Genomic DNA, 18,785 nt, shown 5'->3' on the forward strand with positions numbered 1-18,785 from the left:
TCCGTTCAATCTGAGTTCGAATTGAGGCCGGACTACATAGGGCTTTCGCCCGACAGAGTCGAGGCGAGCGGGCCGATGTTTCACGTGAAACACCCAACAAGCTTAATCTTGGCCTATTTGCCGATACAGAATTGCGAGAAGACCCGGTCGAGAATGTCTTCAACGTCCACCCGGCCCGTCAGACTCCCCAGCGCCCGAACTGCAAGGCGTGCATCCTCGCCGGCGAGTTCCGGCGCATCGGCGAGGTTGTCGCGACACCGGACCAGGGCCTCCAACGCGGCCTCCACCGAGCGTCGATGACGCGCCCGGCTCAGCGCCGGCATCTCCCGCGCCGACAACCGCTCTCGCACAATCGCCTCAATCCGCGCCTCCAACTTCCCGACACCCTCACCCGACTTCGCGCTGAGCCGATAGGCACCGTCGCGTCCTGACCGGGGCGCCAGGTCGAGCTTGTTGAGAACGAGTAGATCCCCGTCCACGAGACGGCCTTGAAGGTCCTTCAGCTCGTCATCGGAACGGGCATCGGCCACACCGATCCGCAGATCGGCATGTTCAGCGCGATCCAATGCCCGCCGCACGCCCTCAGCCTCGATCGCATCAACCGCCTCGCGCAGCCCGGCTGTATCAGAGATCACCACCGGGAAACCCGCGAGCGTCAGCTGAACCTCAACAATATCGCGGGTCGTCCCGGGAATATCGGTCACGATCGCCGCGTCTCGCCGCGCCAACCGGTTCAGTAGGCTCGATTTGCCGGCATTGGGCGCCCCGATCAACGCGATGGAAAAGCCGGTCCTCACCCGCTCGCCGCGCCGGCCATCATCGAGATGGGCAAACATCGAGGCGATCAGCTCGGACAAGGGCGCGTGCGCGGCGTGAGACAAGGCGTCCGGGACATCCGATTCATCCGGGAAATCAATCTCCCCCTCGATAGAGGCCATCGCCGTGATCAACCGCTCGCGCCAACCATTATACAACTGGCGCAGCGCGCCAGACATCTGCGACAACGCCTGGACCCGCTGACCCTCGGTTTCGGCCTCGATGAGATCGGCCAGGCCTTCCGCCTCAGTGAGATCGATCTTCTCATTCTCGAATGCTCGACGGGTGAACTCCCCGGCCTCTGCCGGCATGCCACCAGCCTCATCCAGCGCCTCCAGAACCGCCTCGATCACCGCAGGACCGCCATGCACGTGAAACTCGGCACTGTCCTCACCGGTGAAGCTGCCCGGTCCCGGAAACCAGATCACCAGGCCGCGATCCATCAGGACACCGGACGCATTGCGAAGCCCGCGCAAGACCGCCTGCCGCGGCGCCGGACGTGGCAGGCCCGCGATCGCATCGAGCATGCCGCCAGCGCCGACCCCGGACAGACGGATAACCGCCACTCCGGAGCGTCCAGCCGGCGTCGCAAGGGCGTAAACTGTTGTATTCAACGGGCTATCGGTCCTTGCCACCGCCGGGAACACCGCCTGCCTGGCGCATCATGTCCATGAATTGATTGGTCATTTGCCCACCTACAGCGGACCATTGACGCATCAGAGCCTCCGGCTCCATCGATTCCAGATTGGCCTCGGTCCGCCGCACGACCTCATCGACCATCGCCTCATTGATCCGGGAAACATCGGGAAGACCCAGAAAAGTCCGGGCCTCCTCGGGCGTGCAATCAATGTCGATCTTGACCTTCATTCCGGCCTCGCTTGAACTGCTCGAACACTACTCAACAGGAGCCCCCCATGACAGGTCAATATATCTCCATCAACACAGCTGATGGAGCCTTTTCCGCTTACCGTGCCGTGCCCGCCTCCGGCACGGGACCCGGCGTGCTTGTCCTGCAGGAGGTTTTCGGGGTCAATGAGGGCATGCGGCAAATCTGCGACGGTCTCGCTGAAGCCGGCTTTGTCGCGCTTTGCCCCGATCTGTTCTGGCGTGCCGAGCCCGGCATCGAACTCGACGATCATGTTGATGCGGATCTGAAACGCGCCTTCCAGCTCTATGGCGAATTCGACCTCGACACCGGCATGCGCGATGTCGCCGCGGCGCTGGCGCATCTGCGAGCAGATGAGGCGTGCACCGGCAAGGCAGGCGCCATGGGTTATTGCCTCGGCGGCATGCTCGCCTATCTGACCGCGTGCCGCACCGACAGCGACGCGACGGTCGGTTATTATGGCGTCGGGATAGAAGCCCGGCTCGGCGAGGCCGACGCGCTCGATCGCCCGCTGCTTCTGCATATCGCCGGCAAGGATCAGTTCGTGTCCCCGCAGGCCCAGGCCGACATCCACGCCGCCTTCGACGATCATCCGATGATCCGCCTGGAAGACTATCCCGACGAAGACCACGCCTTCGCCCGTCCCGGCGGCAGGCATTATTCCGAAAAAAGCGCTGGCCGGGCCAACGGGCTGACGCTGCAATTTCTCCGCGAAATCCTGCGTTGACCCTCATCGTCACGCGGGCGTGATTACCGTGATCGTCCATCTTGCGTCACAATGCTGGGCCGTGCCGACACTCGCGCACCAACGAAAACCGGAATATAGCCTTGGCCCTCGTCGATGACCTCAGGGAAGTCCGCTTCGCCGGCTTCCCGATCCGCCCACCCTTCCTCGCCATGACCACAGCGGCATGGCTCGTCTGCCTGTTGGTCTTCTCCGCCGCCAGCTGGGTCGACATTGTTCGCAACAATCCCGGTGCACCCTACCTGCCAGTCCTGCTCGGCTGGACGCGCGGCATGGCACCATGGCTCATCCTGTTCCCGCTCGTATTCAAACTCGGGGCGCGCCACGCCAACTCCCGACCCAGGGAAACGCTCACATCCGCCTTGACCGCTGGCGTCATTTCAATGACCGCCGTCGCCGCCTACGCCGCGATTGCCTTTTCAATCGGGACCGGTCGCAGCCCGGTCCAGACCCTGATTGATTTCGGCCTGCAGGCCTTTCTCTGGGATATCGTTTTTTACGTTGTGACCTTCCTGCTCGGCCGGCAAATGCGCCCGACGATCGATCCGCGAGCGTATCGCTCACCAGAGTTCGGCTCGCTGGCGGTCAAGTCCAGCGGCCGGGTCGAATATGTGCCCGTTCGGGATATCCTCGGCGCCACCGCGCAGGGCAATTACATCGCGCTACACCTCGCCGATCGGGATGTCCTCCACCGGACCACGATGGCCCAGCTTGAGCATGCCCTGACCGATGCCGGCTTTGTACGCATCCACCGCTCCCATCTGGTCAATCCGGCCTGTATCAGCATTGCGCGCTCACGCGGCGAAAGCTTCCGTATTGTCGAACTGACCAACGGAACACAATTGCCGGTCTCCGACCGTTATCGCAACGAGGTCCGTGACCAGCTCGACCAACGCGTCATCGCCTGAAAACCAAATCCCGGTGTCAGGCCGGTACCGCATCAACAGCGCTCGCCACACTCCAGCCCGGACGGGCCGTCAGGCGCGCAAAATAAGCCGTCACGGCTTCCGGTGCGTCCTCGAGCTGTTTGATGATTTTCAGCAGGAAAAGCATATAACCCACGGAAATATCGGCAGCGGTGAAGCGGTTGGCGGCAAGATAATCACGCCCCGCCAGACCATGATCAGCCAGCATCGCCAACACCTTGACCGTATCGAACTTGGCCGAACGGGCAATCACCGGATTTCGCGCCTTCTCCGGCAATAGCGCTGTATGCGCCAGCAAAAGCGTAACCGGCATGAGCATGCCGCTCTCCCCGAAATGCAGCCATTGCAGATAAAGGTCGTAATCGGCCTCGTCCGGTGTCACCTCGAGCTCGGTCGGACCATAGCGCCCCATCAGGTATTGCAGGATCGCGACCGACTCGAACATGACACGGCCCTTGTCTTCCAGGGCCGGCACTTTTCGCAAGGGGTGGATCTCGGCATAGGCCTCGTCACCCGCCGGCCGTTGGGCGAAAGCTACCTGCTCCAATTCGTAGGGCAAGCCCATTTCCTCGAGCAACCAGCGGACGCGAACCGAGCGGGTCCGCGGGGCGTGGAAAAGACGGAGTCCGGATTTATCGACCATGGAAATTCTCCCCGTTTCTGATCTTGAAATCTTGTTCTTGTCGTTGTGGCGACATTGAAGCCAAATATACCTGCGCTGGCCATCGCAAACCACGCATGCCGACGATACAGTCCCGCGCCCGGATCGAAGATCCCGCGATCACCAGTCGCCAATGCCTCGCAAAGGAGCTCCGTATGCGCGCACCCCTGATCACCAGCCTGTTTGCTGGCCTGGCCGTGGTCACAGCTTGCGAAAGCCAGCTGGCCGCAACGATCGCGGCTCCAGCAGCGCCAGCCTTGGCCCTCACCTGTTTTCGCGAAAACGGCCATGCCATGCTCGCCGCGCACCGCGGTGGGCCGGCGGCTGGGTATCCGGAAAACGCCCTGTCCAGTCTACAACGTCTGGCCGACCTCGGCGTGCTTTATGCCGAAATCGACGTCCGCCGCTCGGTCGATGGCACGCTCTTCCTGCTGCATGACGACACACTCGATCGCACCACCACCGGCCAGGGCGATGCGGAAGGCCAAGACTGGTCGGAGCTTTCCGGCTTTCAATTGCGTGACAATGACGGGCAACTGACCGAAGAGCGCATTCCCACCCTCGCCGACGCCGTCAATATCGCGCGCGTCAATGGTGTCATTCTCAATCTCGACCTGAAATCCGTCCATGCCGCCGAGATTGTGTCATTCATCCATGATCACGACGCCCGTGATCTGGTCGCCATCATCGCCTACACCGTTGACGATGCAGCGGCCTTGCATGCCCTCGATCCGGGCCTTGTGCTGTCGGTTCCGAATGAACTCGCCGCTCTCGCTGCCGCCGGCGTCAATCTCGAGACAAGCTATATCTGGCTGGGAACCGGTGCGATCGACGCCAGTGCCGACGCCGCCCTGGCAGGGCAGGGACTGGAAAGCTCCGCTGGCCTGTTCCGCCGGGAAGACGGGAGCGCCGAGCCATATCTGGAAGCCCGAGCCGCCGGCATTGAACTTCTTTCCATCGATAATGTGGATGCTGCTGTTGCCGCACTGGGCGGTTCCGCGCAGCTGAAAGACCAGATTGCCACCTGTGCGCCCTAGCAAGACGACAGCCCCGCCCCACATAGGCAGCAGACAGTCGCGTCATTCATACAGGATCACACAATGAGCCAATCAATCCGCATCCACGAGACTGGCGGTCCTGCAGTCATGAAGCTGGTCAACACCAATCCGGCGACACCCGGCCCCGGTCAGCTCCTCATCCGCCATGCGGCAATCGGCGTGAACTATATCGATACTTATCACCGGTCCGGCCTCTATCCCGTTCCGCTGCCCAGCGGTATCGGACTGGAGGCAGCCGGCATCGTTGAAGCGGTCGGAGCGGATACCGACGGTTTTGCACCCGGTGACAGGGTTGCTTACGGCAATGGTCCGATTGGCGCCTACGCCACCCATAACCTGGTCGCAGCCAGTCGCGTTGCCAAACTCCCGCCAGGCGTCGATTTCGAGTCCGCCGCCGCGATCATGCTCAAGGGCATGACGGCGCGGTATCTGCTCAAGGAGACCTATCCGGTCCAACCCGGCGACACGATCCTCTATCATGCCGCCGCCGGTGGGGTGGGCCTGTTGATGTGCCAGTGGGCGCGCGATCTCGGTGTCACCCTGATCGGCACCGCCAGCACCGACGAAAAATGTGCCCTCGCCCTGTCGATGGGGGCGACCCACATGATCAATTCAACACGCGAGGATATTGTTGCCCGCGTGCGCGAGATCACGGGCGGTAGAGGTGTTCCGGTCGTCTATGACGGGGTTGGCAAGGCGACTTTCGAAATATCCCTGGACTGCCTGCAACCGCGCGGCTTGCTCGCAACCTTCGGCAATGCGTCAGGACCGGTCACGGGCGTTGATCTGGGAATATTGACGCAGAAAGGCTCGCTCTATGTCACCCGGCCATCACTGGGACATTATGTTGCCAGCGATGATGCCCTTGCCGCCAATACAGCAGACGTTTTTGATGCCGTTGCACGCGGTGCGCTGAGCATCACCATCAACCAGCGATATGGCTTGGACGAAGCCGTGCGAGCCCATGAAGACCTTGAAGGCCGGCGAACGACAGGGGCCAGCATCCTGATCCCCTGACATTTGCTCAGCCTTACGTGTTCATCGAGTCGAAGAACTCGTCATTGGTCTTGGTCTGACGCAGCTTGTCGAGCAGGAACTCGATCGCATCCTGGGCACCCATCGGGTTGAGGATGCGGCGCAGTACATACATTTTCTGAAGCTGGCCACGATCCACCAGGAGTTCCTCTTTCCGGGTACCGGATTTGAGGATGTCGATGGCCGGGAAGACGCGTTTGTCAGCCACCTTGCGATCAAGCACGACTTCCGAGTTACCCGTACCCTTGAACTCTTCGAAGATGACTTCATCCATCCGCGAACCGGTATCGATCAGCGCTGTGGCGATAATGGTCAGCGATCCGCCATGCTCGATATTCCGGGCGGCACCGAAGAAACGTTTCGGGCGCTGCAACGCATTGGCATCAACACCACCGGTCAACACCTTGCCCGAGGACGGAACAACCGTGTTGTAGGCCCGACCGAGACGCGTAATCGAGTCGAGCAAGATCACCACATCGCGGCCGTGCTCGACCAGACGTTTGGCCTTTTCAATAACCATTTCAGCAACCTGAACGTGGCGCGTGGCCGGTTCATCGAAGGTCGAGGAAATCACCTCACCCTTCACGGTCCGCTGCATGTCGGTCACTTCTTCCGGACGTTCATCAATCAAGAGCACCATCAGATAACAATCCGGGTGATTGCTCTCGATGGCGTGGGCAATGTTCTGCAACAGGACGGTCTTGCCGGTCCGGGGCGGTGCCACGATCAGTCCGCGCTGGCCCTTGCCGAGCGGCGAGACAATGTCGATGACGCGACCGGAACGATCCTTCACCGTCGGATCGGCCAGCTCCATGTTGAAGCGGCTTTCGGGATAGAGCGGAGTAAGATTGTCAAAATGGACTTTGTGACGCGCTGATTCCGGGTCCTGGAAATTGATCGTCGAGACCTTGAGCAGTGCGAAATAGCGTTCACCGTCACGCGGGCTGCGGATTTCACCCTCAACCGTATCACCGGTCCGCAGGCCGAATTTCCGGATCTGGGTCGGCGAAACATAGATATCATCGGGACCGGCGAGATAATTGGACTCCGGCGAGCGCAGGAAACCGAAACCATCCTGCAAGACTTCCAGAACACCCCCGCCATGAATCTCGACATCGCGCTCGGCCAAGGCCTTGAGAATGGCGAACATCATGCCCTGTTTGCGCAATGAGGAGGCGTTCTCGATTTCGAGCGCCTCGGCAAATTCAAGCAATTCTGTCGGCTTTTTCTCCTTGAGACCCTGCAGCGTCATGCGCTCCAGACCTTCAAGCAGGGCGGGGACGGGTACGGTATTTTCGTCGGTCATGATGATACTATCAGCTCAAGCACAAGAGCGTGGCCGAACAAGGCCTTACGCGATCAAGCAAGCCGGGCGCCGCCATTGCGGAGGTAACCCGAGAATTGAGGAGCAGACGGGCGCGCTGTGTTCCACGCGTCTCACGTCACGAAAGAAAGGATCCTGAGAAAGGAGCTTGGAAACCCTTGCCATGCAGGTTGCCCATCGTCAAGCGCCAGCGCAACACAGCCGGCTAATTCAGGGCAACAACAGCCACCAATACAATCCCGATCGCGCCCACGAAAGGCAATTCATTGAGCATGCGATAGCGCTTGCCCGGCCAATCATTGGTCCCCGCCTGGAAGCGTTTGAACCGCGCGGCAAAAACATGATGCAGGCCGGTCATGGCAATAATCAGCAGGAATTTAGCGATCCAGGCCCAATCCAAAAAAATTGACCAGCCACCTGCCCGCTCCATATTCGCCCAGACCAGCGCCAAGCCAAACAGCCAGGTGACAATCATGGCCGGGTTCATGATGATTTTGAGCAGGCGTTGTTCCTGCAGATTCAGCGTTTCATCGAGCTCACCGCCCGGCGTCGCGTCGCAATGATAGACATAGAGCCGCGGCAAATAGAGAAGCCCCGCCATCCAGGCAATCACCGCCAGGATGTGGAAAGCCCGCAACCAGTCATATGCCGCCAGCAACATGCCTAAACCCGTTATCTGATATCAGCCTACAGATTGGCACGGGCATCCGCTGCAGTCAGCCGGACAAATCCGCTCACTACCTTCCGGTCGCAGGCCCGACCCACCCTGCAAAGCCTCACCAACAAGATTGGCCAAGGCCTCGATGAAAATCGGATCACCGCCCAACGCCGGCACGCGGACATAGCTCGAGATCCCCAATTCTTCAGCTATTTCTGCATATTCCTCGTCCAGCTCAACAAGCGTTTCAATATGTTCCGACACAAAGGCGATTGGCGATAACAGGATGGATTTGCCATCAGCTGCCGCCTTGCGAATGGCCTCATCGGTCGATGGCCCGATCCACTCCAATGGCCCCACCCGACTTTGATAACAGGTCTCGACATCCGGAAATTCCGGCAATTGCTGGCGAACCGCTGCAACGGTCTGTTCGACCTGCCATTGATAGGGATCACCGGCATCAATGATTTTTTTGGGCAAACCATGAGCCGAGAACAACAAGCGTACATTCTCCGGCCTGCCAGCCTTCTCCCAGGTTTTCCGGATCAGTACTGCATGGGCATCGAGAAAAGCGGATTCGGTCGGATAACAACAAATCGCATGCGTTTCCGGACCACCTGCATCGCGCCACGCCTTCAGCGACGACCCCGTCGTCGTCGTTGAAAATTGCGGATAGAGCGGCAAAAGCACTGTGTCATCCGGCTGCCAGGCCTTCACTTCGGCCGCAACATCATGGGTGAACGGGTGCCAATAGCGCATCGCCGGCCAGATCCGGATGTCATGATCCGGCCATTGCGGTGACAGGTGATCGGCCAAGGCATTGGCCTGCCGGATCGTCTCGGGCAAAAGCGGTGATCCACCGCCCATCTTGGCATAATTGGCTTTGGCTTCCTTGGCCCGAACGGTTGAAATGAACAGGGCCAGCGCCTCGCGGATCAGACCCGGAGCCTGGATGATTGCCGGATCACGAAACAAGTTCCGCAAAAACGGCCGCACAGCATCCAGTCCATCCGGACCGCCCAGATTGAACAGGATAATCGCGAGTTTCTTGCGCCCGTCGCTCACTGCCAACTCCCCGAAATCAGCCGCGGGACCGGATCCGCGCCAATAACTGCTCGACATGGCTTACCGGCACATCCGGAGTAATGCCATGTCCCAGATTGAAGATATGGGGCCGCCCGGCCCAACTATCCAGCAACCGGTCAATCTCACTGTCGAGCGCTCGCCCTCCAGCTCTCAGCGCGGCCGGGTCCAGATGCCCCTGCACCGCCATGCCGGCCGGCAGAACCGACTGTATCCAGGCCGGGTCAACCGAGGTGTCAACAGCGATCGCCGTTACACCGGTCTCCCGGGCATATCGCGGATACAGCGTACCGGCGCCGCGCGGAAAACCGATGATCGGTACATCAACACCAGCAGCGCGCACCGCTTCGATGATCCGCTTGGTCGGGCGGATGATCACCCTTTCGAACAGGGGCTGGGGCAAACCCTCCGCCCAGCTGTCGAACAATTTGAGGACTTCGGCACCACACCGGGCCTGCATCACCAGATATTCCGCCGTGACATCGGCGATCCGGTCCATCATCGCATCGAATGCTTCGGGATGTTCCCATGCCGAGACCCGGGCCCGGAACCGGTCCTTCGATCCACCACCCTCGATCATGTAGGTTGCGACCGTCCAGGGAGATCCGGCAAAACCGATCATTGTTGTGGTGTCCGGCAATTGCGGCACCACGCGCTTGAGCGTTTCACCCACCGGCGCCAGCACGGCCTCGGTCTGATCGGTACGCAATTGCTCGAACAGCCTGGGGTCGAAGGGTTCAAGCTGCGGACCTTCACCGGTCACGAACCAGACTTTTCGACCCAGTGCGATCGGCACCAGTAGGATGTCGGCAAACAGGATGGCCGCATCAAAGCCAAAACGCCGGATTGGCTGCAATGTCACTTCGACGGCCAGATCGGGAGAAAAACAGAAATCGATGAAGTTCTTCGCTCGGGAACGAACCTCACGATACTCGGCGAGATAACGGCCAGCCTGTCGCATCAGCCAGACAGGCGGTGGTGCGACGGTTTCACCGGCAAGCACCTGAAGCATGGGTTTTTTGATCGTGTCATTCATCCGTTCTGCTTAGGCATGTCTTATCGACGGATCAATCTGTCCCCTTCATCTCTCTAATAATATTAAAAGGATTGTTGAGGTTTGTGGGGGCGTGAATGACGTGGATGATCCGGGTTTTGCCCGCTGCCCGGGTTAGTATGACCTCAAAATTTTCTTCCACATTGGCTAGCCAAGCGAGAGCGGCAAAAAGAAAATCAGTCTTTTGTCTCAGCCAGTTATCGCGCATGATTTATGTGGAATGACAGTGGAAAACAGGTTCTTTGGCAAGCATGGCCTGAAAGTTCATCCACAGGCATTTCCACATAGCTGCGGCATGTGGACAGTGTTGTGGGTTGTTCGTGGTAAGACCGGGTACTACTCACATGTCTCAGGAGCCGATTGCCGAGTTGGGGAAAACAGCCCAACTTATTAACAATTGGTAAACGCTAGCCCGGTACCCGGCCTCATGCCTCCCACGAATTCTCCTTTTGATACCTGCTTTCACATCCACATGGTCTCGGACTCGACCGGTGAGACCCTGATGGAGGTCATGCGGGCCTCGGTTGCCCAGTTTGAAGGAACTAGTCCGCTCGAACATCTCTATGCGCTGGTGCGCTCATCGAAACAGCTTGATCGAGTGCTGGATGAAGTCGCCGCCTATCCGGGCGTGGTGATGTACACGATCGTCAATGCCGATCTGCGCCGTGAACTGGAAACCCGCTGTGTTGAACTGGGCGTGCCGGCGATCGCCATTCTTGATCCGATGCTGGCAACACTGAGCGCCTATCTCGGTCGGCCGGTCGCCAGTCGTGCCGGTGCCCAACGGTCACTGGATGCTGATTATTATCGCCGGATCGACGCGCTGAATTACGCCATGGCGCATGATGATGGCCAGGGGGATGATTTTGAAGGCGCCGACATCGTGCTACTCGGCGTCAGCCGAACCTCGAAAACCCCGACCAGTGTTTATCTGGCGCACCGCGGGTTTCGGGCGGCCAATATCCCGCTGGTCAAGGATGTGCCCTTGCCGCCGGCGATCTTCAATCTTCGCAATCCGCTGGTTGTCGGCTTGACGGCATCGCCGGAGCGGATCGTGCAGATCCGGCGAAACCGCCTGCTCAGCCTCAATGAGGATCGCGACACGAACTACATCGATGATTTTGCGGTGCGCGAGGAAATCCTGTTCGCCAAGCGTCTTTACGCCAAACACAAATGGCCGACCATTGATGTCACCCGCCGCTCGATCGAGGAAACAGCGGCAAAAATCATCAACCTTCTCATGGAAAAACGGAATCTCACCGTATGACCCGGTTCATCCTGGCCTCCGGCAGCCAGATACGCGCCCAGATACTCACACAGGCCCACATCCCCTTCGAAGTTATCAAAGCGGATGTTGATGAAAGTGTGATCAAGGCTGAGCGGACGGATCTTGATCCGCGTGACATGGCGCTGTGTCTCGCTGGTGCAAAGGCGGATCCGGTATCACGGGCTTATCCGGACGCCCTGGTCCTGGGTGCCGACCAGACAATGGAGCTGGATGGCGAATTACTCGACAAATTGCCGGATGCAAGTCTGGCGCGCGCCCGTCTGGAAAAAATGCGGGGCCGCCCGCATCAATTGCATTCCGGTCTCGCCATGTTGAAAAACGGCAAGACGGTGTGGTCGCTGCAACAGACATCGACCATCCATGTCCGCGATTTCTCGAACGAATTCCTGGAGAGCTATCTTCAACAAGCAGGGAGCGCGTTGACGGCCAGTGTCGGAGCCTACGCCTATGAAGGTTTGGGCGCGCAATTGTTTGAAAGCGTCGATGGTGACTATTACGCCATTCTCGGCTTGCCTCTTTTGCCGCTGACCGCGGCACTGCGCCAACACGGAGCGCTCGTCACATGACCCCTAGCGGCGCGGCCCGACTTGCCGGTGTCACCGGTGACCCGATCTCCCACTCCCTGTCACCCGTGGTGATGCAGTACTGGATCGAGGCGGCTGGGATTGATGCGCTTTACGCACCATTTCCGATCAAGCCGGAAGATTTCGACATTGCGGTTCGCGGTCTCGCCAAAACCGGTTGTCGCGGTCTCAATGTGACCCTGCCGCACAAGGAAGCAGCCCTGGAAATTGCGGCAGCAACATCCTCTACGGCGCGAGCGGTCGGGGCGGCCAATCTCCTGACATTCACCGCGTCCGGCATCCATGCTGACAATACTGACATTGCCGGGTTTCTCTATGCTCTTGAACCGGCCAATCTCGATTATACAAAGACCCGGGCGCTGGTGTTCGGCGCTGGTGGTGCGGCCCGAGCCTTGGTCTATGCACTCCTGACAGTCGGGGTCGCGCAAGTGTCGATCTGTAATCGCAATACCACGCGCGCCCAGGGCTTGGCGCGGGAGATTGCGCCTGATGCCGGCATTATTCCGTGGGATGCCCGCGATGATGCGTTGGCCGGCAGCAATCTGATCGTCAATGCGACCTCTTTGGGTTTGAACGGCACCGAAGACCTTGTGCTCGACTGGCAGCGGGTGGCACCGGGTAGTGTTGTGTTTGATTCGGTCTACACACCTTTGAACACAGGATTTCTGGCCGGTGCTCGCCAACGGGGTCTGACCGCGATCGACGGGCTGGACATGCTGATCGGCCAGGCCCGACCGAGCTTTCAGGCTTTTTACGGCCGACCCGCCCCCCACATTCCCGATCTCCGTGATCGCCTGGTGCGTCGGCTTGAGGCCAAATGATGTTGCGGGTCGGGCTGACAGGGTCGATTGGCATGGGAAAATCGGCCACGGCGCAGATCCTGCGCGAGGCTGGCATACCGGTATTCGACTCTGATGCCGCAGTTCATGCCCTTTACGCGCGAGGTGGAGCGGCGGTCGATGCGGTCGGCCAAGCCTTTCCGGGCGTGGTCATCGATGGCGCGATTGATCGTCGGCGCTTGGCCGAGGCTCTGAATGCCGACCCTGCCGGCTTCGAGGTTCTGGAGGGTATTGTCCATCCACTCGTCAACGAGGCACGCGAGGCCTTTGTGGCGGAACAGGCGGCGGCTGGACACAATATCCTGGTTTTCGACGTGCCGCTCTTGTTTGAAACCGGTGGCGACAAGCATGTCGACGTGGTGATTGTCGTGCATGCCCCGGATGATGTGCGCCGCGCCCGGGTCTTGCAGCGACCCGGCATGACGGCGGCCAAGCTGGACGCCATTATCGCCCGGCAGCTGGCTGATTCGGTCAAGCTGGAACGTGCCGATCACGTCGTGGAAACATCCGGTGGCATCGAGGATGCGCGGCGCCAGGTCGCGACCATCATTACGGCACTGAAACGGCGGGCGGCCGACACGTAGAACGAGGGCGGACGAGATGCGTGAAATAGTCTTCGATACCGAGACCACGGGCCTCGACCCCAATAATGGCGACCGGATCACCGAACTTGGCTGTGTCGAGATCGTCGACTACATCCCCACCGGCAAGACCTTCCACGCCTATGTGAACCCTCAGCGTTCCGTTCCCAAGGAAGTGGTCGACATCACTGGCCTGACGACCGAATTTCTCGCCGACAAACCCTTGTTTGACGAAGTCGGGCCGGAGTTTGTTGCCTTTGTCGGCGATGCGACCCTGGTCGCCCACAATGCGCCCTTCGATCGCGGTTTCATCAATATGGAACTGGCCCGCCTGGGCATGGACATCTATCCGGACAATCGCTTCAAGGACACGGCCCGGATCGCGCGGGCGAAATTTCCCGGCTCTTATGTGTCGCTGGACGCGCTCTGCAAACGCTTCGACATCTCGCTCGACACCCGTGACAAGCACGGCGCCCTGATCGACTCCTTCCTGTTGGCGGAAGTCTATCTCGAACTGATGGGCGGCCGTACGCGGGCGCTTGACCTGTCGGGACAAGGGGCTGGCGGTGACGGCAAGGTGATGTTTCCGGCTCGACCGGCGCGAGCTGCGGCACTGGCTTCCCGCCAGACAGAATCAGAGCGCGTCGCCCATGCCGCCTTTATCGACGAAATGGGCGAAAACGCGCTCTGGAAAAAACTGACGCTTCAGTAGGTTCAGTTAGTTGGCAGCGGCCGGATCGCCATTGCCATTGCTGTCCGGGCCCGGAACGGCGGCAGCGCGCTTGGCCAGCTGGGCGCGGTAGAGGCCGGCGAAATCGACCGGATCCAGCATCAGCGGCGGGAAATTACCGTCGCGCGTGACATCACCCAGGACGCGGCGGGCGAAGGGGAAGATCAGGCGCGGGCATTCGATCAGCAGGAAAGGTTCGCGCTCGCTATCGCCAACATTGGCCATCTGGAAGAGACCGGCATAGGAGAGCTCGGCGATGAAGACGACCGTGTCTTCGCGTGTCGCCTTGGCGTTGATCGTCAGTACGACTTCATAAGTGTCGTCGCCGGCGGTACGGGCCTGGACGTCAATGCCCAGATCAATTGCCGGGGTCTGTTGACCGGGACGCAGCGTGTCCGGCGCGCCGGGGTTCTCGAAGGACAGGTCCTTCACGTATTGGGCGAGAACGCGCAGCTGGGGCGCTTGGGCCGCAGCGTTGTCGGCGGGCGTGGTGGGTGCGTCGGTCATGGAACTCCCCGAATGGGTCTGTAAACGGCTGGCCATATCGGCCGGGTCTGGTGAGAGCGCGCCCGTTAGCATGCGGGCCGGGCTGCGGCAAGCTGGCAAGACCACAGCACGGAGGCTGACGAAAGTCCAAATTGAGCCTATATCTTGGACAAGAACCGGTCGGCGACCCCGAGGGTCACGATCATTCAGCTTCGAAAAGGTATAATTGTCCGCATGGATATCTGGACTCTTATTGGCGCGGTCGCCGCAATCTTCTTTGCCTATCGCCTGTATACGGTGCTCGGGCGGCGGGAGGGCCATATGGAGGCGCCCGCATCCCAAGGCAAAGCGGCGAACCCGTCGGACGCGGCCAGGACCACCAGCTTGCGCCCGGCTTTCGAGGGTCCGGCTGCGGCTGGCCTGGAAGCCATTGCGGCGGTCGACACCCGGTTTGACCCGGACGCCTTCCTCGACGGCGCGCGCAATGCCTACACGATGATTGTCCAGGCTTTTGCGGCCGGTGACAGCAAGGCGCTTGAACCCCTGCTCGCAACCAGCGTGCTGGATCGCTACACCGCTGCTATCGACCAACGAGCCGATCGCGGTGAAACGGTGAAAACTGAAATCGAACGCATCAAGGCGGCCGACATTACCGAAGCCGGTCATGCCGATCATGTTGCCCGCATCAAGGTTCGTTTCGTGGCCGAGATCGCCACTGAAACCCGCGATCATGAGGGCGTGGTGGTGCAAGGTGATCTGAGCCGGTTGTCGACAGTGACAGAGGACTGGATGTTCGAGCGTCGCACCGACACCGGCAATCCGAACTGGGTATTGACCCGTGTCGCGGCGGTTTGATTGCCTGGTTTTGATCGGTGCTGCGCTGTTGCTGGCGTCCTGTCAGCCTGGCCCGCCGGAACCCGAGCCCCAACCGGAACCGGAAACCCTGGTCGTTGAGCGGCCGGAAACACTCGATTTCCAACCCGTTCTCTGGGACGGGCTGGCCGGCTGGACCGCGCGCGATCTCGAGCCGGCCTTGCAGGCTTTTCGTCGCAGTTGTGACCGTTTGGGCCGCCGCGCCGACGGGGATTGGCTCAATCCGCAAGCGCCCTGGGCCGGTCGGGTCGAAGACTGGCGTGGAGCGTGTGCCGCCGCCGCGATGACCCAACCGGGTGCCGCGTCGGCGCGAGCCAGCCTGGAAGCCGTCTTCACGCCTGTTCGGCTTCTGGCCCGCGATGCCGAGACCGGCGACGTCCGCGAACAGGGGCTCCTGACCGGCTATTATGAACCCTATGTTGATGTGCGGCGCAGCCGGCAGGGCGCGTTCACCCAGCCCTTGCGGCGCCGTCCCGATGATCTGGTGACAGTCGATCTTGGCCGGTTTGACGAAAGCCTCGCCGGACGCCGCATTGTCGGTGAAGTCGAGGATGGCGAACTCGTTCTCTACAAGGACCGGGCCGAGATCGAGACCAGCGATGCCGGTGAGGTGTTTGCCTGGGGTCGGCCGGTCGATGTTTTCTTTCTGCAGATCCAGGGTTCGGGCCGTTTGGTCTTTGCCGACGGTCATGAGGAGCGCGCGGCCTTTGCCGCCCATAACGGCCTGCCCTACCGTTCGATCGGACGCGAACTGGTGCAGCGCGGCGAGCTTGAGGCGCATGCCGCCTCGAAACAGGGCATTGAAGCCTGGCTCAGCGCCCGCGGTCCGGAAGCGACTGCCGAATTGTTCGGCGTCAATCCGCGCTATGTCTTCTTCGCCAGCGAGAGACTGGACGACCCGTCACTGGGCCCGCGCGGTGCCTCCGGTGTCGCCTTGACGCCGATGGCCTCGATCGCGGTCGATACGCGGGTCATGGCGCATGGTGTCCCGGTGTGGCTGAGCGCCGACTTGCCGGAATTGGAAAACTGGACCGGCCTTGTCATTTCCCAGGATTCCGGCGGTGCCATCAACGGCCCGTTGCGCGGCGATTTTTTCTGGGGCTGGGGAGAGACGGCCGAGCGCCGCGCCGGCACGACGCGGGCCCAGGCCGGTTGGGTTGTGTTGCTGCCCCACACCGTGGTGGCGCGCCTCTTCGCCGATACCGAACCGGCCTGATTGATGGCCCGCAAACGGACCATGCGGCCGGACGAGCGGGCTCTTTGGGCGCGTGTTGCCAAGTCGGTGACCCCGATCGCCGAGGACCGGCTCCGCAAACTCGAAACCCCCGAGGAGACTCCGTCCGACGCCAATCGCAAGATGGACACGGCGGCGCGGGCCTATGATACCGGTCTGCGTCTTCCTCCGGCCCGACGCGAACCCGCCACCTACGACCCACCGACCCCTCATGACCGATCCGGTGAAAAACGGGTCCGGCGCGGCCGCGTCGAGATTGACGGCCGGATCGACCTGCACGGCCTGACCCAGGACCAGGCGCTGCGTTCGTTGCGCCACTTCCTGCAAATGGCTTTCGCCAGCGGTTATCGCACGGTGTTGGTCATCACCGGCAAGGGGTTCAAGTCCCGTGACCGCGATACGGCGCCCTGGGAACAGGTTGAAGAACCCGGCGTTCTGCGTCGTAAGCTACCGGAATGGCTGGGCCTTCCGGAGTTTAGTCAGTATGTATCAGGGTTCGCGAAATCGCACGCCCGCCACGGCGGCAGCGGGGCTTTCTATGTCACGCTGAGGACTCGAAGCCGTAACTGACGGCACTGGTTACAGGATGAATTTCGACAGGTCGGCATTCTTGGCCAGTTCACCGACATGTTCGGTGACATAGTCGGCATCGATGGTGATCGCCTGACCGGATTTGTCCGACGCGGTGAAGGAAATCTCCTCCACAAGCTTCTCCATCACCGTCTGCAGACGACGGGCACCGATATTCTCGACGCTGGCATTGACGTCGGCAGCCAGCTTGGCCAGCGCATCAATGGCGTCGTCGGTGAAGTCCAGCGTCACGCCTTCCGTCCCCATAAGGGCGATATATTGCTTGATCAGGCTGGCTTCAGGTTCGACCAGGATACGCTTGAGATCGGCTTCGCTGAGCGCTGACAATTCGACCCGGATCGGCAGGCGGCCCTGCAATTCCGGCAACATGTCCGACGGTTTGGCGACATGGAAGGCGCCGGATGCGATGAACAGGATATGGTCGGTCTTGATGGCGCCATGCTTGGTCGCCACGGTCGTACCTTCGATCAGCGGCAAGAGGTCGCGCTGAACGCCTTCGCGCGAGACATCGCCGCCGCGGGCATCCGAGCGGGCCGCGATCTTGTCGACTTCGTCGAGGAAGACAATGCCGTCATTCTCCGCCAGCTTGATCGCTTCGGCGGTGATCTGGCCGTCATCAAGCAATTTGTCCGCCTCCTCATTGATCAGCGGCTCGTAGGCGTCTTTCACCTTCAGGCGCACGGTCTTGGTCTTCTGGCCGAAGCCCTTGCCCAGGATATCACCAAGATTGATGACGCCGGCCCCGCCCGAGGGCATGCCGGGAATGTCCAGCATCTGCATGCCGGCCCCGCTATCGGCCAGCTGGATCTCGACATCCTTGTCGTCCAGCTCGCCGGCGAGCAGGCGTTTGCGGAAGCTTTCGCGCGTGCTTTCGCTGGCGCCGGGGCCAACCAGCGCGTCCACCACCCGGTTCTCGGCAGCGGCATGGGCCTTCGCCTTGACGTCTTCACGCTTTTTCTCGCGCACAATGCTGATGGCGATTTCCACCAGGTCGCGGGCGATCTGGTCGACATCACGACCGACATAACCGACTTCGGTAAATTTGGTCGCCTCGACCTTGATGAAAGGCGCGCCGGCGAGCTTGGCCAGGCGGCGCGAGATCTCGGTCTTGCCGACGCCGGTCGGCCCGATCATCAGGATGTTTTTCGGCGTGATCTCCTCGGCCAGGTCCTCGTCCAGCTGACGGCGGCGCCAGCGATTGCGCAGGGCGATGGCGACCGCCTTCTTCGCATCGGCCTGGCCAACGATGAATCGGTCGAGCTCGGAAACTATTTCGCGGGGAGAAAAATCGGTCATTATTGTCTTTGCATTGCTTGCGCGGTCCCTTGATGTA

At 60.7% G+C, this 18,785-nt stretch carries 21 protein-coding genes; 12 read left to right on the plus strand and 9 right to left on the minus strand.

Annotated elements, in window-relative coordinates; translation table 11 throughout:
• Positions 1 to 113: 113 nt before the first annotated feature.
• Both mnmE and AWH62_RS09215 read right to left on the minus strand, forming a co-directional pair.
• A complete protein-coding gene (gene mnmE, locus AWH62_RS09210) occupies positions 114 to 1,430 on the minus strand; it encodes a tRNA uridine-5-carboxymethylaminomethyl(34) synthesis GTPase MnmE (RefSeq protein ID WP_075190180.1) in 1,317 nt (438 codons plus the stop codon).
• A gap of 4 nt (positions 1,431 to 1,434) precedes the next feature.
• Positions 1,435 to 1,683, minus strand: coding sequence for a DUF6489 family protein (locus AWH62_RS09215; RefSeq protein ID WP_075190181.1), 249 nt, complete (start codon positions 1,681 to 1,683; stop codon positions 1,435 to 1,437).
• Positions 1,684 to 1,730: 47 nt separating this feature from the next.
• Between AWH62_RS09215 and AWH62_RS09220 the strand changes: the two genes are divergently transcribed.
• Together AWH62_RS09220 and AWH62_RS09225 are read left to right on the plus strand one after the other, a co-directional pair.
• A complete protein-coding gene (locus AWH62_RS09220; RefSeq protein WP_075190182.1) occupies positions 1,731 to 2,429 on the plus strand; it encodes a dienelactone hydrolase family protein in 699 nt (232 codons plus the stop codon).
• Between the two features lie 101 nt (positions 2,430 to 2,530).
• On the plus strand, positions 2,531 to 3,355 hold the full coding sequence (locus tag AWH62_RS09225; protein WP_075190183.1) for a LytTR family DNA-binding domain-containing protein: 825 nt from the start codon (positions 2,531 to 2,533) through the stop codon (positions 3,353 to 3,355).
• A 16-nt stretch (positions 3,356 to 3,371) separates the two neighbouring features.
• Here AWH62_RS09225 and AWH62_RS09230 read toward each other — a convergent pair whose 3' ends face one another.
• Positions 3,372 to 4,016, minus strand: coding sequence for a glutathione S-transferase family protein (locus AWH62_RS09230; protein ID WP_075190184.1), 645 nt, complete (start codon positions 4,014 to 4,016; stop codon positions 3,372 to 3,374).
• 173 nt (positions 4,017 to 4,189) lie between these two features.
• Between AWH62_RS09230 and AWH62_RS09235 the strand changes: the two genes are divergently transcribed.
• Positions 4,190 to 5,071 carry a glycerophosphodiester phosphodiesterase family protein gene (locus AWH62_RS09235; protein WP_158025602.1) on the plus strand — a complete coding sequence of 294 codons (882 nt, stop codon included), beginning with the start codon at positions 4,190 to 4,192 and terminating at the stop codon, positions 5,069 to 5,071.
• Between the two features lie 63 nt (positions 5,072 to 5,134).
• On the plus strand, positions 5,135 to 6,109 hold the full coding sequence (locus tag AWH62_RS09240; protein ID WP_075190186.1) for a quinone oxidoreductase: 975 nt from the start codon (positions 5,135 to 5,137) through the stop codon (positions 6,107 to 6,109).
• A 13-nt stretch (positions 6,110 to 6,122) separates the two neighbouring features.
• Here AWH62_RS09240 and rho read toward each other — a convergent pair whose 3' ends face one another.
• The 4 genes from rho to hemE all read right to left on the minus strand — a co-directional run bounded on the left by rho (position 6,123) and on the right by hemE (position 10,228).
• Positions 6,123 to 7,433: a transcription termination factor Rho gene (gene rho, locus AWH62_RS09245; RefSeq protein ID WP_075190187.1), complete on the minus strand. Its 1,311-nt coding sequence runs from the start codon at positions 7,431 to 7,433 to the stop codon at positions 6,123 to 6,125.
• A gap of 223 nt (positions 7,434 to 7,656) precedes the next feature.
• The gene (locus AWH62_RS09250; protein WP_075190188.1) at positions 7,657 to 8,112 is read right to left on the minus strand and encodes a CopD family protein; all 456 of its coding nucleotides are present in this window, start codon (positions 8,110 to 8,112) and stop codon (positions 7,657 to 7,659) included.
• A gap of 21 nt (positions 8,113 to 8,133) precedes the next feature.
• Positions 8,134 to 9,174: a ferrochelatase gene (gene hemH, locus AWH62_RS09255; protein ID WP_075190302.1), complete on the minus strand. Its 1,041-nt coding sequence runs from the start codon at positions 9,172 to 9,174 to the stop codon at positions 8,134 to 8,136.
• Between the two features lie 16 nt (positions 9,175 to 9,190).
• Positions 9,191 to 10,228: a uroporphyrinogen decarboxylase gene (hemE, locus tag AWH62_RS09260; protein ID WP_075190189.1), complete on the minus strand. Its 1,038-nt coding sequence runs from the start codon at positions 10,226 to 10,228 to the stop codon at positions 9,191 to 9,193.
• Between the two features lie 445 nt (positions 10,229 to 10,673).
• Between hemE and AWH62_RS09270 the strand changes: the two genes are divergently transcribed.
• The 5 genes from AWH62_RS09270 to dnaQ are packed head-to-tail and all read left to right on the plus strand — an operon-like array spanning position 10,674 to position 14,250.
• Positions 10,674 to 11,513: a pyruvate, water dikinase regulatory protein gene (locus tag AWH62_RS09270; RefSeq protein WP_075190191.1), complete on the plus strand. Its 840-nt coding sequence runs from the start codon at positions 10,674 to 10,676 to the stop codon at positions 11,511 to 11,513.
• The gene (locus AWH62_RS09275) at positions 11,510 to 12,100 is read left to right on the plus strand and encodes a nucleoside triphosphate pyrophosphatase (protein WP_075190192.1); all 591 of its coding nucleotides are present in this window, start codon (positions 11,510 to 11,512) and stop codon (positions 12,098 to 12,100) included. The genes AWH62_RS09270 and AWH62_RS09275 overlap by 4 nt, the downstream gene beginning before the upstream one ends.
• Positions 12,097 to 12,939 (plus strand): shikimate dehydrogenase, encoded by an 843-nt coding sequence (locus AWH62_RS09280; RefSeq protein ID WP_075190193.1) that lies wholly within the window; start codon positions 12,097 to 12,099, stop codon positions 12,937 to 12,939. The genes AWH62_RS09275 and AWH62_RS09280 overlap by 4 nt, the downstream gene beginning before the upstream one ends.
• Entirely contained in the window at positions 12,939 to 13,541 is a 603-nt protein-coding gene (coaE, locus tag AWH62_RS09285) for a dephospho-CoA kinase (RefSeq protein ID WP_075190303.1), read from the plus strand. The genes AWH62_RS09280 and coaE overlap by 1 nt, the downstream gene beginning before the upstream one ends.
• Before the next feature lie 16 nt (positions 13,542 to 13,557).
• Positions 13,558 to 14,250 carry a DNA polymerase III subunit epsilon gene (gene dnaQ / locus AWH62_RS09290; RefSeq protein WP_075190194.1) on the plus strand — a complete coding sequence of 231 codons (693 nt, stop codon included), beginning with the start codon at positions 13,558 to 13,560 and terminating at the stop codon, positions 14,248 to 14,250.
• Positions 14,251 to 14,256: 6 nt separating this feature from the next.
• Here dnaQ and secB read toward each other — a convergent pair whose 3' ends face one another.
• Positions 14,257 to 14,775: a protein-export chaperone SecB gene (gene secB / locus AWH62_RS09295; RefSeq protein WP_075190195.1), complete on the minus strand. Its 519-nt coding sequence runs from the start codon at positions 14,773 to 14,775 to the stop codon at positions 14,257 to 14,259.
• Positions 14,776 to 14,988: 213 nt separating this feature from the next.
• Here secB and AWH62_RS09300 point away from each other — a divergent pair, with 213 nt between their 5' ends.
• From AWH62_RS09300 to AWH62_RS09310, 3 genes are read left to right on the plus strand one after another with little or no spacing between them, the layout of a single operon-like run.
• Positions 14,989 to 15,609 (plus strand): Tim44/TimA family putative adaptor protein, encoded by a 621-nt coding sequence (locus tag AWH62_RS09300; protein WP_075190196.1) that lies wholly within the window; start codon positions 14,989 to 14,991, stop codon positions 15,607 to 15,609.
• Complete coding sequence (locus tag AWH62_RS09305; protein WP_075190197.1) at positions 15,593 to 16,843, plus strand: murein transglycosylase A; 1,251 nt, start codon at positions 15,593 to 15,595, stop codon at positions 16,841 to 16,843. Before AWH62_RS09300 ends, AWH62_RS09305 begins: the two co-directional genes overlap by 17 nt.
• A gap of 3 nt (positions 16,844 to 16,846) precedes the next feature.
• Positions 16,847 to 17,431: a Smr/MutS family protein gene (locus AWH62_RS09310; RefSeq protein ID WP_075190198.1), complete on the plus strand. Its 585-nt coding sequence runs from the start codon at positions 16,847 to 16,849 to the stop codon at positions 17,429 to 17,431.
• A gap of 9 nt (positions 17,432 to 17,440) precedes the next feature.
• Here AWH62_RS09310 and hslU read toward each other — a convergent pair whose 3' ends face one another.
• Positions 17,441 to 18,748 carry an ATP-dependent protease ATPase subunit HslU gene (gene hslU / locus AWH62_RS09315; RefSeq protein WP_075190199.1) on the minus strand — a complete coding sequence of 436 codons (1,308 nt, stop codon included), beginning with the start codon at positions 18,746 to 18,748 and terminating at the stop codon, positions 17,441 to 17,443.
• Between the last annotated feature and the right edge of the window lie 37 nt (positions 18,749 to 18,785).

The organism is Maricaulis sp. W15 (genome assembly GCF_001924955.1).
Lineage (GTDB): Bacteria > Pseudomonadota > Alphaproteobacteria > Caulobacterales > Maricaulaceae > Maricaulis > Maricaulis maris.

Coding starts and splice junctions, on each gene's coding strand:
- AWH62_RS09250 (WP_075190188.1), bottom strand. CDS start 8,112: ATGTTGCTGGCGGCATATGACTGGTTGCGGGCTTTCCACATCCTGGCG.
- secB (WP_075190195.1), bottom strand. CDS start 14,775: ATGACCGACGCACCCACCACGCCCGCCGACAACGCTGCGGCCCAAGCG.
- rho (WP_075190187.1), bottom strand. CDS start 7,433: ATGACCGACGAAAATACCGTACCCGTCCCCGCCCTGCTTGAAGGTCTG.
- AWH62_RS09235 (WP_158025602.1), top strand. CDS start 4,190: ATGCGCGCACCCCTGATCACCAGCCTGTTTGCTGGCCTGGCCGTGGTC.
- AWH62_RS09220 (WP_075190182.1), top strand. CDS start 1,731: ATGACAGGTCAATATATCTCCATCAACACAGCTGATGGAGCCTTTTCC.
- AWH62_RS09230 (WP_075190184.1), bottom strand. CDS start 4,016: ATGGTCGATAAATCCGGACTCCGTCTTTTCCACGCCCCGCGGACCCGC.
- AWH62_RS09240 (WP_075190186.1), top strand. CDS start 5,135: ATGAGCCAATCAATCCGCATCCACGAGACTGGCGGTCCTGCAGTCATG.
- AWH62_RS09310 (WP_075190198.1), top strand. CDS start 16,847: ATGGCCCGCAAACGGACCATGCGGCCGGACGAGCGGGCTCTTTGGGCG.
- dnaQ (WP_075190194.1), top strand. CDS start 13,558: ATGCGTGAAATAGTCTTCGATACCGAGACCACGGGCCTCGACCCCAAT.
- AWH62_RS09280 (WP_075190193.1), top strand. CDS start 12,097: ATGACCCCTAGCGGCGCGGCCCGACTTGCCGGTGTCACCGGTGACCCG.
- hemE (WP_075190189.1), bottom strand. CDS start 10,228: ATGAATGACACGATCAAAAAACCCATGCTTCAGGTGCTTGCCGGTGAA.
- AWH62_RS09275 (WP_075190192.1), top strand. CDS start 11,510: ATGACCCGGTTCATCCTGGCCTCCGGCAGCCAGATACGCGCCCAGATA.
- AWH62_RS09300 (WP_075190196.1), top strand. CDS start 14,989: ATGGATATCTGGACTCTTATTGGCGCGGTCGCCGCAATCTTCTTTGCC.
- AWH62_RS09215 (WP_075190181.1), bottom strand. CDS start 1,683: ATGAAGGTCAAGATCGACATTGATTGCACGCCCGAGGAGGCCCGGACT.
- hslU (WP_075190199.1), bottom strand. CDS start 18,748: ATGACCGATTTTTCTCCCCGCGAAATAGTTTCCGAGCTCGACCGATTC.
- AWH62_RS09270 (WP_075190191.1), top strand. CDS start 10,674: ATGCCTCCCACGAATTCTCCTTTTGATACCTGCTTTCACATCCACATG.
- coaE (WP_075190303.1), top strand. CDS start 12,939: ATGTTGCGGGTCGGGCTGACAGGGTCGATTGGCATGGGAAAATCGGCC.